We start from the raw sequence: 14371 nt of genomic DNA on the forward strand, positions 1-14371 counted from the left end.
ATTGGGATGAAAAGAAGAGAAGATATTAGAAATATTGCTATTATTGCACACGTTGACCATGGTAAAACAACTTTGGTTAATGAGTTATTGAAACAATCAGAAACACTAAATAATCACACACAAATAGATGATCGTGCTATGGATAGTAATGATATTGAAAGAGAACGTGGTATCACTATCTTAGCAAAAAATACAGCTGTGAATTATAAAGGCCATCATATTAATATTTTAGACACACCAGGTCACGCGGATTTTGGTGGCGAAGTTGAACGTATTTTAAAAATGGTCGACGGTGTCATTTTAGTTGTGGATGCCTATGAAGGAACAATGCCACAAACACGCTTTGTATTAAAAAAAGCATTAGAACAAGGTCTAACACCGATTGTGGTTGTCAATAAGGTCGATAAACCATCTGCAAGACCTGCAGAAGTCGTTGATGAAGTTTTAGAGTTGTTAATCGAATTAGGTGCCGATGATGATCAATTAGATTTTCCGGTTGTTTATGCATCAGCTGTTAATGGTACATCAAGTTTATCTGATGATGTAAATGACCAAGAAAATTCAATGGATGCTGTTTTTGATACAGTATTGAAGTATATACCTGCACCGATTGCTAATTTTGACGAACCACTTCAATTCCAAGTTTCTTTATTAGATTATAATGATTACGTTGGGCGAATTGGAATTGGGCGTATTTTCAGAGGGAAAATCAAAGAAGGCGATCAAGTTACACTGATTAAAGTCGATGGCAGCAAGAAAAACTTTCGCGTTACTAAAATACTCGGGTTTCTTGGTTTGAACCGTGTTGAAGTTAAAGAAGCAGTAGCGGGTGATTTAATTGCTCTATCAGGAATGGATGATATTTTTGTTGGTGAAACAGTGACTGATGTTAATACACCAGAACCACTAGCACCACTCCATATAGATGAGCCAACATTAGAGATGACATTTTTAACGAATACATCACCTTTTGCAGGACGTGAAGGTAAATATGTTACTTCACGTAATCTTGAAGCGCGTTTAATGCAAGAATTACAGACGGATGTTTCTTTAAAAGTTGAAGTGACTGATTCTCCAGATATGTTTAAGGTCTCCGGGAGAGGGGAGTTACACTTATCAATTTTAATTGAAAATATGCGTCGTGAAGGTTACGAGTTTCAAGTATCACGACCAAAAGTTATCTTAAGAGAAATCGATGGCAAAACATATGAGCCATTTGAAAGAGTTCAAATTGACACACCAGAAGAATATATGGGATCAGTTATTGAAGCACTTGGCCAACGTAAAGCTGAGATGGCAGATATGGTCAATACGGGCAATGGTCAAGTACGTATGGTTTTCCTCATTCCAGCTCGAGGACTGATTGGCTTTTCTACTGAATTCATGTCAATTACACGTGGTTATGGGATTATGAACCATACATTTGATGAGTATTTACCTTTAATTGATGGTTCAATTGGTAGAAGAAGAAATGGTACTTTAGTTTCTATCGACAACGGTCAAGCAACGACATATGGTATTATGAACTTGGAAGATCGTGGAGCAATTTTTGTTGAACCAGGTACCGAAGTTTATGGCGGAATGATTGTAGGAGAGCACAACCGTGAAAACGACCTTACGGTCAATATAACGCGTGCTAAACAATTAACCAACGTACGTTCAGCAAATAAGGACCAAACAAGTGTTATCAAACGTCCGCGCATAATGACTTTAGAAGAATCCATCCAGTTTATGGATGATGATGAATATTGTGAGGTAACACCGAAAAGTATTCGTTTACGTAAACAAATCTTAGATAAGAGTGAACGTGAAAAAGCGAACAAAAAAAATAAAAAAGAAGATTAATATTATCCGATAACATTCATGCTTTCATTCAATTTTATTGATAAAATCGAATTATATTTAATAGATAAATTTATTCTAGTGTTTTTATATAAATAACGTTTTAATTGAGCATTATACTTTCATTTATAGGCTAGATTTGATACAGTTAATATAGTAATGAATTTAGGAGGAAAAATAATGACTTTTGAATTACCAAAATTACCATATGAGTATTCGGCTTTAGAGCCAGCAATCGATGCGGCAACTATGGAAATCCACCATACAAAACATCATAATACATATGTAACTAAGTTAAATGATGCTGTATCTGGAACAGAATATGCTGACAAATCAGTTGAAGAATTAGTTAAGAATTGGGCGAACCTTCCTGAAGACAAACAAACAGCGGTTAGAAATAATGGTGGTGGACACTTAAACCACACACTATTCTGGGAGCAATTACAAGCACCATCAGATAACAACGAAATTCCAGAAGCATTAAAAACTAGAATTGAAGCTGACTTCGGTTCAGTAGATGCTTTCAAAGAAAAATTTGAAGCAGCTGCTACTGGTGTATTTGGTTCAGGATGGGCATGGTTAGTTCTTGATGGTGGCAAATTAGATGTTGTATCTACACCAAACCAAGATAACCCAGTAACTGATGGCTTAACACCATTATTAGGTTTAGATGTTTGGGAGCATGCTTACTATCTAAACTATCAAAACAGACGTCCAGAATACATTAGTGCATTTTGGTCAGTTGTAAACTGGGAAAAAGTTGCTGAGCGTTTAGCTTAATCAGACATCCAAATAAATAAAAGCATAAATTTTATACATCTAAAAGAACATTCTCACTAATTATGATAAGATAAATTTACTTAATCTAATTAGCGGGATGTTCTTTTTTATATCTTTAAAAATGCTATAATAAAAAATGAATCTTATAAAGGAGGTCTTGATGGATTGAATGTTATAAGTAGCTTGCCAACTCCAAGTGAAATTAAAGAGTATGCACAAAATCTATGGCAAAGTATAAAGCCAGAGTTAACGATGCGTTCCATCAAAGAAAAATTCCGATACATTGATTATCCTGTTTTAATCATAACGATGCTTTTAATCTTAATTGGTCTGTTTTCTGTCTTCAGCGCAACAATGTATATAGCAGATCCTCAGACTGGGTTAAGCAATCCGATCGGAGCTTTTATCACACAATATTATGCTGTTATCATTGGCCTTGTTGCCATTATGTTTTTTATCGTGTTACCTTTTCAGATTGTATCTGATATTAATGTATTGATATTTTTACAGCTAATCATTATTATTTTGCTAATTATAACGCATCGATTTGGTGAACTACTAGGGGGAGCTAGGTCTTGGATTAATATTTTTGGTTTTTCCTTTCAACCCAGCGAATTAGCCAAAATAACCAATATATTATTAATCAGCTACATCGTTTCCTACTTTAATCAAGTTAGAATTTTTTCGAAGTCGTTGTTTAGCCATCTTCATTCATTCACAGCAATTGCTTTAATCTTGTTAACCATCACTTTAGTGGGGCTTCAGCCTGACTTTGGGATGTTAATTATTATGATTGTGACATTAGCTTTTATTTACGTACCTAATCACTACAATTTTAAAATTAACGTTTCATTATTAACATTTGGGGTCTTGGTATATGGCCTAATTCTGTTTTTTGCTCAAAAATACTCCGATGAATTAGTGAATTCAGGTCATTATATGCTTGCAAGAATTGGATCATTTGTTGATCCTTTCGCCTTTGAACAAACTGCAGGTTACCAATTAATTAATGGCTATTTAGCTTTTAGTCGTGGCGGCCTCTTTGGAGTAGGACTTGGTCTAGGTATCGGAAAACGTGGTTCATTACCTGCAGGACATACTGATTTTATTTTAGCTGTTATCGGAGAAGAGGCCGGCTTAGTGGGTGTATCGATTGTCTTATTGTTATTATTTGGTTTAATTTTTTATCTTTATCGTCGCGCCGTAATGTGTAGACAAGCTTATCATCGGAATGTTATTAGTGGAATAGCTTCACTTTTTTTAGTTCAAACCTTAATCAATGTTGGTGGAATCGCTGGCTTAATTCCTTTAACCGGTGTTACCTTACCATTTATTAGTTCAGGTGGAACAAGTATGATTGTGAGTTTAATTGCTATTGGTATTGCAGAGATATTTATTATTGATGACAAGCGATTGGCTAACAAGCAAAATAAACTCAGTGTCATCAACAATAGTTAAGGAGGTAGTCCATGGAGTTTGAAATGATTGAACGTCAATCACTGATTATTTGGGTATATACGTTAAAACATATAAAAAATTTACGGAAGTTTGGTTATATACATTATATTAGTAAAAAATCAAAATATATTGTGATGTATGTAGATAAAAATCAAACAGAAAACGTGATTCAGCAATTACAAAAATTACATTTTGTGCGTCAAGTTGATTTGTCCTATCGTGATGATATTGATATGACATTTAAAGATGCGATACCAAACAGAATTGATCCTAATCAGCGAAAAGAATTGGATCAGAAATCTGAAGATTTTCTTCAACGTCTAGCTCAGTCATTAGAGTTACCTAAGAAGAAAATGACAGAAGAGGAAAATGTATGAGAGTCATCGCAGGAATGTATGGGAGTAGACGTTTAAAAGCTGTACCAGGTGATAATACACGACCAACCACTGACAAGATTAAAGAAAGTATTTTTAACATGCTTGGTGGCAGTTTTGCTTCAGGTATATGTTTGGATTTTTATGGTGGGAGTGGTGGCATCGCCATTGAAGCTGTATCGCGTGGAATAGATTTTGCTGTCATTACTGAAAAATTTCGTCCAGCCATCCAAACAATTGAAGAGAATATCCGTCAATTAAATGCATCAGATAAATTTGTTATCTTAAAAGGCCCCAACCGTCAATCCTTAAATAAATATCACCATACCAATCCAGGGCTTCAATTTGATTTAGTTTTCCTAGATCCACCCTATGCTAAGCAAATGATAGTTGAAGATATTGAATGGTTAGATGATCAAGGTCTGTTAAAAGAAAACACACAAATTGTGTGTGAAACGGATGTAAGTGTTGAATTACCATTAGCAATAAAATCATGGCAACAGATGAAGCAAAAGAAATATGGACAAACATTAATTACAATTTATGAAAGAGGATAGTTTATGCAAGAAAAAGGTAAAAAAATTGGAATTTTTGCAGGAAGTTTTGATCCTTTAACCAACGGGCATCTAAATCTTATCAATCGCAGTTCCAAAATTTTTGATCAAGTCATTGTTTTAATTGCAGTCAACACGAATAAAGTGGCTTTATTTACTGCTGATGAGCGATTGGAGTTAATTCAATCTGTGACACAAGATATTGAAAATGTAAAAGTGGAGACTTTAAAAGATGATTTGGTAGCTAATTATTTTGAAAAAGTTAATGGGACGGCCATGATACGTGGTTTGCGTAATACACAAGACTATGATTATGAAAATAACATCGACATCATTAATAAAAAACAAAATGAAAATCTAGAAACAGTCCTGCTGTATGCTGATAACCAATATCGTTACTTGAGTTCAAGCTTGATTAAAGAAATTGCCACATTCCATGGTGATATCAGTGATATGGTTCCGAAACAAATTGAAACAGCAATGAAAAAGAAATACAACTATCCTTCAACCGAGAATTAATTAACATAAAAGCCGCCTGTAAAGTTATGATTAGCTTTACAGGCGGCTTTTTGGCTTTGAAGTATTCATATTATTGGCTAAGTATATCTTTATCTACTAACTGAATACCATTCGTTGTTAGTTCATAAATATACTGGCAAACATTTTTCAAAAAAGAACGGTCATGGGATACAGAAATAATGACACCTGGAAAGTCACTAAATAATTGTTGAAGTTGTTCTTGTGACAGAGGTGAAAAATTACGCGTCGGCTCATCCAAGAGGAGGACATTATGTCCACCTAAATCGAATTTCAGTAATAATAATTTTGCCCGTTGACCGCCTGAAAGTTGGCGAATGTTTTGTTGCATCTCATCCACTGTAAAACGCATACTGCCTAAATAAGTCATAATTTGTGTTTGCTCTTCAGCTGAATAGTCTTCTTGTAAAAAACTAATAGGCGTTTCATCCGGCTTTAATGCTTCAAAATAATTTTGGGGGAAGTAACCAACTTTTAAATCGTCACGATTTTGTAATTCCTCCCAGAGTTGTTTAAGTAAAGTTGTTTTACCAATTCCATTAGAGCCAATAATCCCTATTTTATCTGCTGATTTTACGGATAGGTTTATATCTTTACTTAATAATTTATTCTTTCGATATAAATCTCGGTCAACCCAATGGACAATTTGCTTGTTTTGAACTAAATCTATCATATTAGAAAAAAGTACATGAATAGCATCTTCTTCTATTGGAATTTCTTCGAAAGAGGCTGCTTCTTTTTCAAATCGTCTTCCCATTGACTTAACAGCATGCATTTTTTTCTTTAATAAACGCCCACCGCTTGGATCTTGTCGTGAAATAGTTTCTTGTCTATGATCAACAGTTTGCTCTATTTGACGGTATTTATCCATTTTCTTTTGATGTTCAGCCCTTTGTTTGACAGCAATTTTCTTTTGTTTGGTAAATTGCTGTCTGCGGTTTTTAACATACTCATCGTATGGTATATGGGCGACGGTATTTCGTGATTGTGTTTTATGCTGTAAAAGTTCCAAATGAATAATGCCGTTAGCCGTTTTTGATAGAAGTTCTGTGTCATGAGAAATATAGAGAATAGTCGCTTCGCTTTCTTGTATAAAACGCTCCAACCATAAAATAGCAGCTATATCTAAATCATTAGATGGTTCATCCAATAGCAACAAATCAGCTTCAACGCTTAACATTTTTAGCAATTGGATTTTGAGTTTCTCACCCCCTGATAGGGATATTAATTGTTGTTGACTATTTAACTGATCGGCAGAGATATTTAATTGGTTTGCTAATTGAAACAGACGATTGTAATCGAAATTGATATCGACTTCAAAATTATAGATGTAATCCTCAATTGTTAAGTTTTCTAGTTGGCTAGGTAAGGATTGGGGTAAGTAGGTTAAACGACTAAAGTGATTGATCATCTGACCTTCAATGATGAAATGATTATCTAAGTTTTTGTCCTGCATAATCCATTTAAGCAATGTAGACTTTCCATTGCCTTCTTCGCCTATAACAGCGATTTTGTCGCCTGGATTGATTGTAAAGGACAAATCCTTAATTAGCGGATTGAGACTTTTTGTGTGTGATATCGATAAATGATTGATTTGTAACATAGTATTTCCTCCAAAAAAAGAGACCAAGCTAAATTTCGCTCGTCTCAATTAAAAAGAGTATCCAAAAAAATAGACAATACAAGACTGTTTTATCCGGATATACCATATTTAATCTAAAAAAGACCGCACGAAACTAGCTCTTTAGGGAGCATATTTTGATGACTGATATTTTTTAGATAATGTACATCCTCACACAACCTTTCTTCGTTAATTTTACTATAACAAAAAATTTGATAAAAAAATAGTGGAAATCCAATTTTAATGTGTATTTATGAGTAGAGATTTAAATTGGAGGGAAAAGGATGTTAAAAGAACTATTACAAAAGTCAATTTATGTTGTTGCGGGAGCCATCATCATGCTAATAATCTTCGTGATTGGATATTTTTTACTTAAGGACCAAACGATGACCCTAGAATCATTTGCAGATGAAGTTGAAATGAGTCAAGACATTAGCTTTAGTGAGAAAATGACTGTGGAACAGCCAGAAGAATCTTCTTCTGAATTAATATATGTGGATATAAAGGGGGCGGTCCATTATCCCAATATGTATGCACTTCCTAAAGGAAGTCGGTTGTTTGACTTGATTGAAAAAGCAGGTGGTTTTCTACCTGATGCTCATACCCAACAAGTGAATTTAGCGCAGCTGTTGGAAGATCAAATGATGTTGTATATTTATCGTGAATCAGACTTAATTCAAAGCGATATTGGAGAAGATTCACCTATTCAACCATTAGTAATCGTAGCGTCTGATAGGGGAGAAGAGTCGAATGATAATCTAATCAATATTAATTCCGCAAGTCAGGCAGAACTTGAGACACTCCCCAACATCGGGCCCAAAAAAGCGGATGCGATTATCCAATATCGGACACAAAATGGTTCATTTTCAACGATTGAAGAGATGATGAATGTGAGTGGGATAGGGGAAAAGACTTTTGAAAGTCTAAAAGATTTGATTAAGGTTGCCCCATAATGAAAAAAACACTTGAACCATTACACTATCATTGGACCTTCATCTTTGCTTTTTTATGGACAACTGCTATGCTGTTTTTCCAGTTTCATTTCTTTATCTTTTTATTGTGGATTTTGCTAGTTATTAGAATCATATTACTGAAAAATAATTTACTTTTAAAACTGATACTTTTTAGTTTTATTTTGTTTTCCTTTATTTCTTTAAGTAAATATCTCTCGAGTGACCAATTAGCTTCCTTCGTTCAAGAGGACGAAGAAGTTCAGCTAAGTTTACGAGTGGATCCGTTAGATATTAATGCGCAAGAAAATTACTTAAGCGCAAAAGGTGTTTTGAAAAATGGTGAAAAAATCGAAATTATTTACTATCATGATGGTAAGCTTGAAGTTCAGAATGGCTTAAAAACATCTCAAAACGACTGGTTAATTGAAGGAATTATTAGACGTCCAAAAACTAGACGTAATTTCCATTTGTTTGATTACGCGACTTATTTGGCTTCAAATGATATTTATTGGGAAATTGAAATTTTAGAAATACTTGATGTCAAGAAAAGTAAACATTGGTCTTATTTCTTTGCGAATTTTAGAGCTTATATTTTACAACCATTCAAGGACTTTGATGATAATAGTTGGATGGCCTTACACAATAAAATTTTGTGGAATTTAGATTCAGCATACTATCGTGAAATGCAATCTGACTTTGCCCGCTGGGGGATTATATATTTCTTTGCTGTATCGGGTTTGCATATTCATTTTATCATTAAGTTTATATGGTATTTGTTTCTTAGGTTGGGGATGACACATGAAACGGTTCAAAAAATAATTGTTGGTGTGATTCTTTTGTATGGCTTTCTAATTGCATGGCCAGTAGGAGTCATTCGAGCTGTTGGTGTTTATTCGGGACAAATCTTAATCAAGCATTTTCAACTTAACATTAGTCCCTTAGATTGCTTGGCTATTATTGGAATTGGTTTATTGTTATGCAATCCCAAAATAGCTTTATCACTCAGCTTCATGTTAAGTTTTTTGATGACATATATTGTTCACTTCAGTCGAACTACAAAAATTAATGATTCATCGATTAAACAAGCGGTACAATTAACCATATCGTGTTTACTATTTTCATGGCCGATTGTTTTACAGCAAAATTTTGAATGGAATAGCTTGCAACTTTTAATGAGTTTAATCTTTGCTGTTTTATTTGAAAAAGTTATTATGCCGGCTGTATTTTCGACATCCATATTATTTCTATTACCCGGGAAAATAATTCGTGATGGGTTATTTCATATGGTTAATATTATTTATTCATTTTTAATGAAGCCCTTAAACCAACTAACAACATTTGCTTCTTTTATTGTTACAACCGGTCACCTATCCTTAGTTAGACAATTATTACTATGGGCTGGGGCATTTATTTGGATGAAAAGATCAAATAAACATCTTAAACAATCTTTGCTAGTTGTGAGTGCCGTCTATTTATTCGTTATTTTTGTGTGGCCATACTCAGATATTTATTCAAAAGTGACGATTATTGATGTTGGACAAGGTGATGCACTTTTATATCAACCTGCTTTTTCGAATAAGCATTGGTTAATTGATACCGGAGGGAGGATGTCTTGGGGGGAGTCGGCAATAGAGGATTCAATTGATCAACAATTTGGGCAAAGAAATATTATTCCAGCTTTAAAAGCTCTGGGTGTCAACCAAATAGATGGTTTAATAATAAGTCATCCAGATATTGATCATATGGGGAATCTATTTGCTTTAGTTCAAAACATTCCGATCAAACAATACATTATTTCAAGTTATACGGAGCAATCTGAATTGTGGTTGAATTTTCTTAAAATAAATTCGATAGCAGAGTCAAAAATTTTAGTCATGGAACAAGGCGATCGCTTAGTAATAGGTCAGTTAGCCCTATATTCTCTCATCAATCCTGCTTTAGCCTATGATTCAGTTGCCTCCAACAATTCATCTTTGATTGCCCGTATACAGCTCGGCAATGATTTTTTATTAAATATCGCTGATATTGATCGCGATACCGAATTGAAATTACTTCAGCAAATAAGAGATTTAAAAGCTAGTATTATTAAGCTGGGTCATCACGGTTCGCGAAACAGTAGCCATCCAGATTTTATCGCTCAGTTAAAACCTCAACTGGCGCTCATATCTGCTGGTGAAAACAACCGCTATCAACATCCGCATCAAGAAGTCCTTGATATATTAGAGGAACAGAATATTCCATATTTGAGCACCAAAGACAGGGGAGCTATTCAAATCTCTTATAGTAAATTAACTGGGTTAAAAATCCAAACAGTCATAGATAATTGAAAACAATGAAGGCATCTTGTTCGTAAACGTCAACACTTATTTTTAGAAAATTAATTTTTTATCCAATTAAAAAAAATTATGTTAAAATGATTGTAAAGAAACAAATTTATTTAAAAATTTTATAGAAAAGGTGTGTTAGCAAGATGATTCGCGATATTGACTTAAATGATGTGATGTGGATCCATGAATTGAATAGTTTTGAGTTAAGATTTCGTTCGGACTATAATGACACTAAAGATCGTTTAGCGGATATATTAAATAAACCCGATGAACATTTTATTAAAGGTTACGAAATGAATGGTCAAATTGTTGGCTACGTTCACGCTCAAATGTATGAGACACTTTATGACAAACCTTTAGCCAATATTTTAGCTCTGGTTGTATCTGAGGACCACCAAAGAATGGGAATTGGTAAATCACTTGTGGATGCACTATCAGAGGCCACTAGAGCAAAAGGTCTGGCCGGTCTACGAATTAATTCAGGTTTATATCGTGAACGAGCCCATCAATACTACGAATATTTAGGCTTTGACAAGGGAATCAATCAAATGAGGTACTTAAAACATTTTGAAGAATAATGCCTTTAGCTTGTCGTTTTCATCGTCAACACTAAAATGGATAGCCATGCTAACAATGGTGATCGACCATATAGGAGCAATTTTAATTGCTCCTCTTAGTTTGACAAATTTTCTTAACTTTTATCATTGGTCACTAGTTTACGATATTTGTCGCCTAGTCGGCCGCTTAGCCTTTCCGATTTTTGCGTTTCTAATAGTTGAAGGCTACCAACATACCCGTAATTTTAATAAATATCTCTTTCGCTTACTTCTCTTAGGTCTAATTTCCGAGATTCCTTTTGATATAGCTTTTAACCAACATTGGTTGGATTTTAGCTATCAAAATATATTTTTTACACTTGCATTAGGCTTATTAGCTATTAGAGCTTATGATCTCTGGCGTCATCAAATCATCGGCACTTTAATTCCTTTAGGCATTCTCTTGTGCGCAGAATTTTTACAACTCGATTATGGGGCTTATGGTATTCTTATGATTATGGCAATATATTATTTTAAGGATAACCGTTTGACTCAATGCTTAGTAGGAGCTGCTTTAGGTCTATTTCAATTAACGGCAGCTTTCGCCTTTATCTTTATTTATTTTTATAACGGAACAAAGGGGCAAAGAAATGTCCGATGGATGTACTTAATTTATCCAATCCATCTTGTTCTTTTAGTACTGATGCGATCAGCTTTGTTTAATGTATTATTTTAAGAGACAGGCAAATATAAATGACCTCTAAAAGTTAATGGTTAACTTTTAGAGGTCGTTTTTGCTTTATGGATAAGGAGGGTGGGGAACGCGTTAAAGCTTTTTAATTTAGCTATAACCCGTTTGTTGAACGCTAGGAAGGGCAGTAGGAGTTTTCCAAAAAAGTCTAAGTGGACAGTTTTCAATTGATATATACATTTAGGATACACGCATTTATCAAACGCGTCCCCCTCAATCGGTTTGAGTTCCCTGCGATTGCGAAACGGAAGCCCATCAAACGACTTTAGTTCCCTGCGATTGCGAAACGGAAGCACATCAAACGACTTTAGTTCCCTGCGATTGCGAAACGCGTGCCCCTCAATCGGTTTGAGTTCCCTGCGATTGCGAAACGCGTGCCCCTTAATCGGTTTGAGTTCCCTGCGTTTACCGAACATCTGCCACCTTTGCACTACTAGAGTATATGTGTTCACCGAACGAGTCCCCATTAACCCCTCCAGAGTACCCCCGTTTACCCAACAGCAAACCAAACTAACAAACACACTTTAAAAACTCAAAAACGATTTATTTTGTTTCCTCATCAATTTTAATAATTGTTCTTCCTAAGTGACGTCCTTCGTTCAACGCATCGATGGTTTGGTCAAGATCTTCTAAAACAGTTTCTTGGTGATGAACTAGGTGGCTAACATTTAAGTCTTGGGCAATTTTATTCCATACCTTAATTTTTTCTTCCAAACTGGCTAATGTAACTGAAATTCCAATTAACTGAACGCCTCTTAAAATAAGTGGGAGGACAGTGGCAGGAAAATCTGATCCACCAGCATTCCCGCATAAAGTCATTTTCCCTTTTTCATGTAGATAGGTCATTGCTTGACTAGCTACTTCACCACCAACGGTATCGATGACATAGTGATATTCTCTCTTGTTCAATGGTTTTTTACTAGCTAATAAATCATCAGTATGTAAAGTATGATGGGCACCTAATTCTTTTGCTACGTCCACTTGATAATCTTTTCGAACGAGAGCAGTGATATTTTTATATCCAGCTTTGATCAGCATTTGGACACTGATACTTCCGACACCGCCTGTGGATCCTGTAACAAGAATGGCAGGATTTGTATCAGGATTCATACCAGCTTCTTCTAGAGCTAAAATACTAGCTGCAGCAGTGTAACCAGCAACACCAAATAGTTCGGCATCTTTTAAAGTAATTTCTTCTGGCAATGGGATAACACTGTCCGCATTCACTCTAGCATATTCTGCATAACCACCGGTATGGGTCACACCAATTTCATTACTCATGGCAATGACTTTTTGACCTACTTCGAAACGGTCATCTTCGGATTCTACTACAACACCGCTCAAGTCAATACCTGGAATCATTGGATATTGTCTGATGACGCCACCATTTTTTTGTACTGCTAGCATATCTTTATAATTAACTGAAGAGTAAGCCACTTTAATTAAAACTTCACCTTGTGATAAATCCTCCAAAGTCGTATATTCCAATTGATATTCGATTCGATCATCAATTTCGCGAACCATAATAGCTTTAAACGAATCCATTTATTTCCCCGCTTTCACTGAAATTTTTCTTATGCTTAGTTTATCACATTTTTTTAAAAATATAGTAAATATCTCATTTACATCAGATTATTTACGCTAATTCATGTATAATGATCCTTGAAACTACGATGTATGAAAGGGAAAAAATGGAAACAATAAATTTACTTTTTTCTGTAGATGATAATTATGTTACACAACTAGTAACTGTTTTGCTGTCCATTCGAACACATACTCCAGAAGTTCCAATGAATGTATATGTACTACAAAAAACAGATCTAGACCATAATCTACAACTTGACAGTTTTTGTCAGCTATTAAATATGACTTATTATCCCGTTGTTATCGGTGAAACAGCTTTTAGTGATGCACCTGTAACTGATAGATGGCCTGAATCAATCTACTACCGTTTGTTGGCACATGAATATCTACCAAAGGAATTAAAGAAAGTTATTTATTTAGATGCGGATGTTTTATGTATAAATAGTATTTTGCCGTTAGCAGAATTGGATATGACAAATAATATGTATGCAGCTGCTAGTCATAAGCAACTGACCGAACTAACAACTTATGTTAACCGAATTCGTTTAAATACCTTTGATGCTGAAGGCTATTATAATTCAGGTGTATTAGTGATGAATTTAGAGTTAATTCGTCAAAATGTGACGGCCGATTTAATATTTAAATATATCAATGATAACCGTCTAAAGCTTCTTTTACCTGATCAAGATGTTCTAAATGCCTTATTTTTTGATAAAATATTGTCCATACCAGATGAAATTTATAATTTGGATGCTCGTAAACAACTTATTTATGAATTAATCAGTGAAGGACAATGGACAATGGACTGGATCATTGACCATACGATTATTTTACACTTTTGTGGAAAAGATAAACCTTGGCATAATCCCTTCCGTAATCAATTCAGTGCTTTATACAAGCATTATCAACGTCATGCTAAGCAGTTAATTGAGACGCACTCTACACTAACTTATTAATTCAATTAGGACCTAGCTAATATTTTCATCGCTAGGTTCTACTTAAATTTAATCACTTGACTTATTCAAATTAAGATGATAATATTATTTCAGGTTCG

At 34.6% G+C, this 14371-nt stretch carries 13 protein-coding genes; 11 read left to right on the forward strand and 2 right to left on the reverse strand.

Annotation, left to right across the window (positions count from 1 at the left end):
• Positions 1-6 precede the first annotated feature (6 nt).
• From typA to coaD, 6 genes are all read left to right on the forward strand, one after another.
• The gene (gene typA / locus ACTQ54_RS06825; RefSeq protein WP_441755383.1) at positions 7-1845 is read left to right on the forward strand and encodes a translational GTPase TypA; all 1839 of its coding nucleotides are present in this window, start codon (positions 7-9) and stop codon (positions 1843-1845) included.
• 177 nt (positions 1846-2022) lie between these two features.
• Positions 2023-2622 (forward strand): superoxide dismutase, encoded by a 600-nt coding sequence (locus tag ACTQ54_RS06830; protein ID WP_441755384.1) that lies wholly within the window; start codon positions 2023-2025, stop codon positions 2620-2622.
• Positions 2623-2787: 165 nt separating this feature from the next.
• Positions 2788-4080 (forward strand): FtsW/RodA/SpoVE family cell cycle protein, encoded by a 1293-nt coding sequence (locus ACTQ54_RS06835; protein WP_441755385.1) that lies wholly within the window; start codon positions 2788-2790, stop codon positions 4078-4080.
• Between the two features lie 11 nt (positions 4081-4091).
• Complete coding sequence (locus tag ACTQ54_RS06840; RefSeq protein ID WP_441755386.1) at positions 4092-4457, forward strand: YlbG family protein; 366 nt, start codon at positions 4092-4094, stop codon at positions 4455-4457.
• Positions 4454-5011: a 16S rRNA (guanine(966)-N(2))-methyltransferase RsmD gene (gene rsmD / locus ACTQ54_RS06845; protein ID WP_441755387.1), complete on the forward strand. Its 558-nt coding sequence runs from the start codon at positions 4454-4456 to the stop codon at positions 5009-5011. The genes ACTQ54_RS06840 and rsmD overlap by 4 nt, the downstream gene beginning before the upstream one ends.
• Before the next feature lie 3 nt (positions 5012-5014).
• A complete protein-coding gene (coaD, locus tag ACTQ54_RS06850) occupies positions 5015-5527 on the forward strand; it encodes a pantetheine-phosphate adenylyltransferase (RefSeq protein WP_441755388.1) in 513 nt (170 codons plus the stop codon).
• Positions 5528-5597: 70 nt separating this feature from the next.
• On the opposite strand, the gene ACTQ54_RS06855 is transcribed toward coaD, so the two are convergent.
• Positions 5598-7148 (reverse strand): ATP-binding cassette domain-containing protein, encoded by a 1551-nt coding sequence (locus tag ACTQ54_RS06855; protein ID WP_441755389.1) that lies wholly within the window; start codon positions 7146-7148, stop codon positions 5598-5600.
• A gap of 302 nt (positions 7149-7450) precedes the next feature.
• Here ACTQ54_RS06855 and ACTQ54_RS06860 point away from each other — a divergent pair, with 302 nt between their 5' ends.
• The 4 genes from ACTQ54_RS06860 (at position 7451) to ACTQ54_RS06875 (ending at position 11718) form a co-directional block, all read left to right on the forward strand.
• Complete coding sequence (locus ACTQ54_RS06860; protein ID WP_441755390.1) at positions 7451-8119, forward strand: helix-hairpin-helix domain-containing protein; 669 nt, start codon at positions 7451-7453, stop codon at positions 8117-8119.
• Positions 8119-10446, forward strand: coding sequence for a DNA internalization-related competence protein ComEC/Rec2 (locus ACTQ54_RS06865; RefSeq protein WP_441755391.1), 2328 nt, complete (start codon positions 8119-8121; stop codon positions 10444-10446). The genes ACTQ54_RS06860 and ACTQ54_RS06865 overlap by 1 nt, the downstream gene beginning before the upstream one ends.
• 143 nt (positions 10447-10589) lie before the next feature.
• Positions 10590-11024: a GNAT family N-acetyltransferase gene (locus ACTQ54_RS06870; protein ID WP_441755392.1), complete on the forward strand. Its 435-nt coding sequence runs from the start codon at positions 10590-10592 to the stop codon at positions 11022-11024.
• Positions 11014-11718, forward strand: a complete 705-nt coding sequence (locus ACTQ54_RS06875) for a TraX family protein (RefSeq protein WP_441755393.1) — start codon at positions 11014-11016, stop codon at positions 11716-11718. The genes ACTQ54_RS06870 and ACTQ54_RS06875 overlap by 11 nt, the downstream gene beginning before the upstream one ends.
• 558 nt (positions 11719-12276) lie before the next feature.
• On the opposite strand, the gene ACTQ54_RS06880 is transcribed toward ACTQ54_RS06875, so the two are convergent.
• Complete coding sequence (locus tag ACTQ54_RS06880) at positions 12277-13278, reverse strand: YhdH/YhfP family quinone oxidoreductase (RefSeq protein WP_441755394.1); 1002 nt, start codon at positions 13276-13278, stop codon at positions 12277-12279.
• A 146-nt stretch (positions 13279-13424) separates the two neighbouring features.
• Between ACTQ54_RS06880 and ACTQ54_RS06885 the strand changes: the two genes are divergently transcribed.
• On the forward strand, positions 13425-14273 hold the full coding sequence (locus ACTQ54_RS06885; protein WP_441755395.1) for a glycosyltransferase family 8 protein: 849 nt from the start codon (positions 13425-13427) through the stop codon (positions 14271-14273).
• The last annotated feature ends 98 nt before the right edge of the window (positions 14274-14371 follow it).

This window comes from Fundicoccus sp. Sow4_H7 (assembly GCF_052115865.1).
In the GTDB taxonomy this organism is placed as follows: Bacteria; Bacillota; Bacilli; order Lactobacillales; family Aerococcaceae; genus Fundicoccus_A.

Bases quoted from the DNA above. Each gene is read 5' to 3' on its own strand.
- ACTQ54_RS06880 (WP_441755394.1), bottom strand. From the start codon at position 13,278: ATGGATTCGTTTAAAGCTATTATGGTTCGCGAAATTGATGATCGAATC.
- coaD (WP_441755388.1), top strand. From the start codon at position 5,015: ATGCAAGAAAAAGGTAAAAAAATTGGAATTTTTGCAGGAAGTTTTGAT.
- typA (WP_441755383.1), top strand. From the start codon at position 7: ATGAAAAGAAGAGAAGATATTAGAAATATTGCTATTATTGCACACGTT.
- rsmD (WP_441755387.1), top strand. From the start codon at position 4,454: ATGAGAGTCATCGCAGGAATGTATGGGAGTAGACGTTTAAAAGCTGTA.
- ACTQ54_RS06885 (WP_441755395.1), top strand. From the start codon at position 13,425: ATGGAAACAATAAATTTACTTTTTTCTGTAGATGATAATTATGTTACA.
- ACTQ54_RS06870 (WP_441755392.1), top strand. From the start codon at position 10,590: ATGATTCGCGATATTGACTTAAATGATGTGATGTGGATCCATGAATTG.
- ACTQ54_RS06830 (WP_441755384.1), top strand. From the start codon at position 2,023: ATGACTTTTGAATTACCAAAATTACCATATGAGTATTCGGCTTTAGAG.
- ACTQ54_RS06840 (WP_441755386.1), top strand. From the start codon at position 4,092: ATGGAGTTTGAAATGATTGAACGTCAATCACTGATTATTTGGGTATAT.
- ACTQ54_RS06865 (WP_441755391.1), top strand. From the start codon at position 8,119: ATGAAAAAAACACTTGAACCATTACACTATCATTGGACCTTCATCTTT.
- ACTQ54_RS06860 (WP_441755390.1), top strand. From the start codon at position 7,451: ATGTTAAAAGAACTATTACAAAAGTCAATTTATGTTGTTGCGGGAGCC.
- ACTQ54_RS06855 (WP_441755389.1), bottom strand. From the start codon at position 7,148: ATGTTACAAATCAATCATTTATCGATATCACACACAAAAAGTCTCAAT.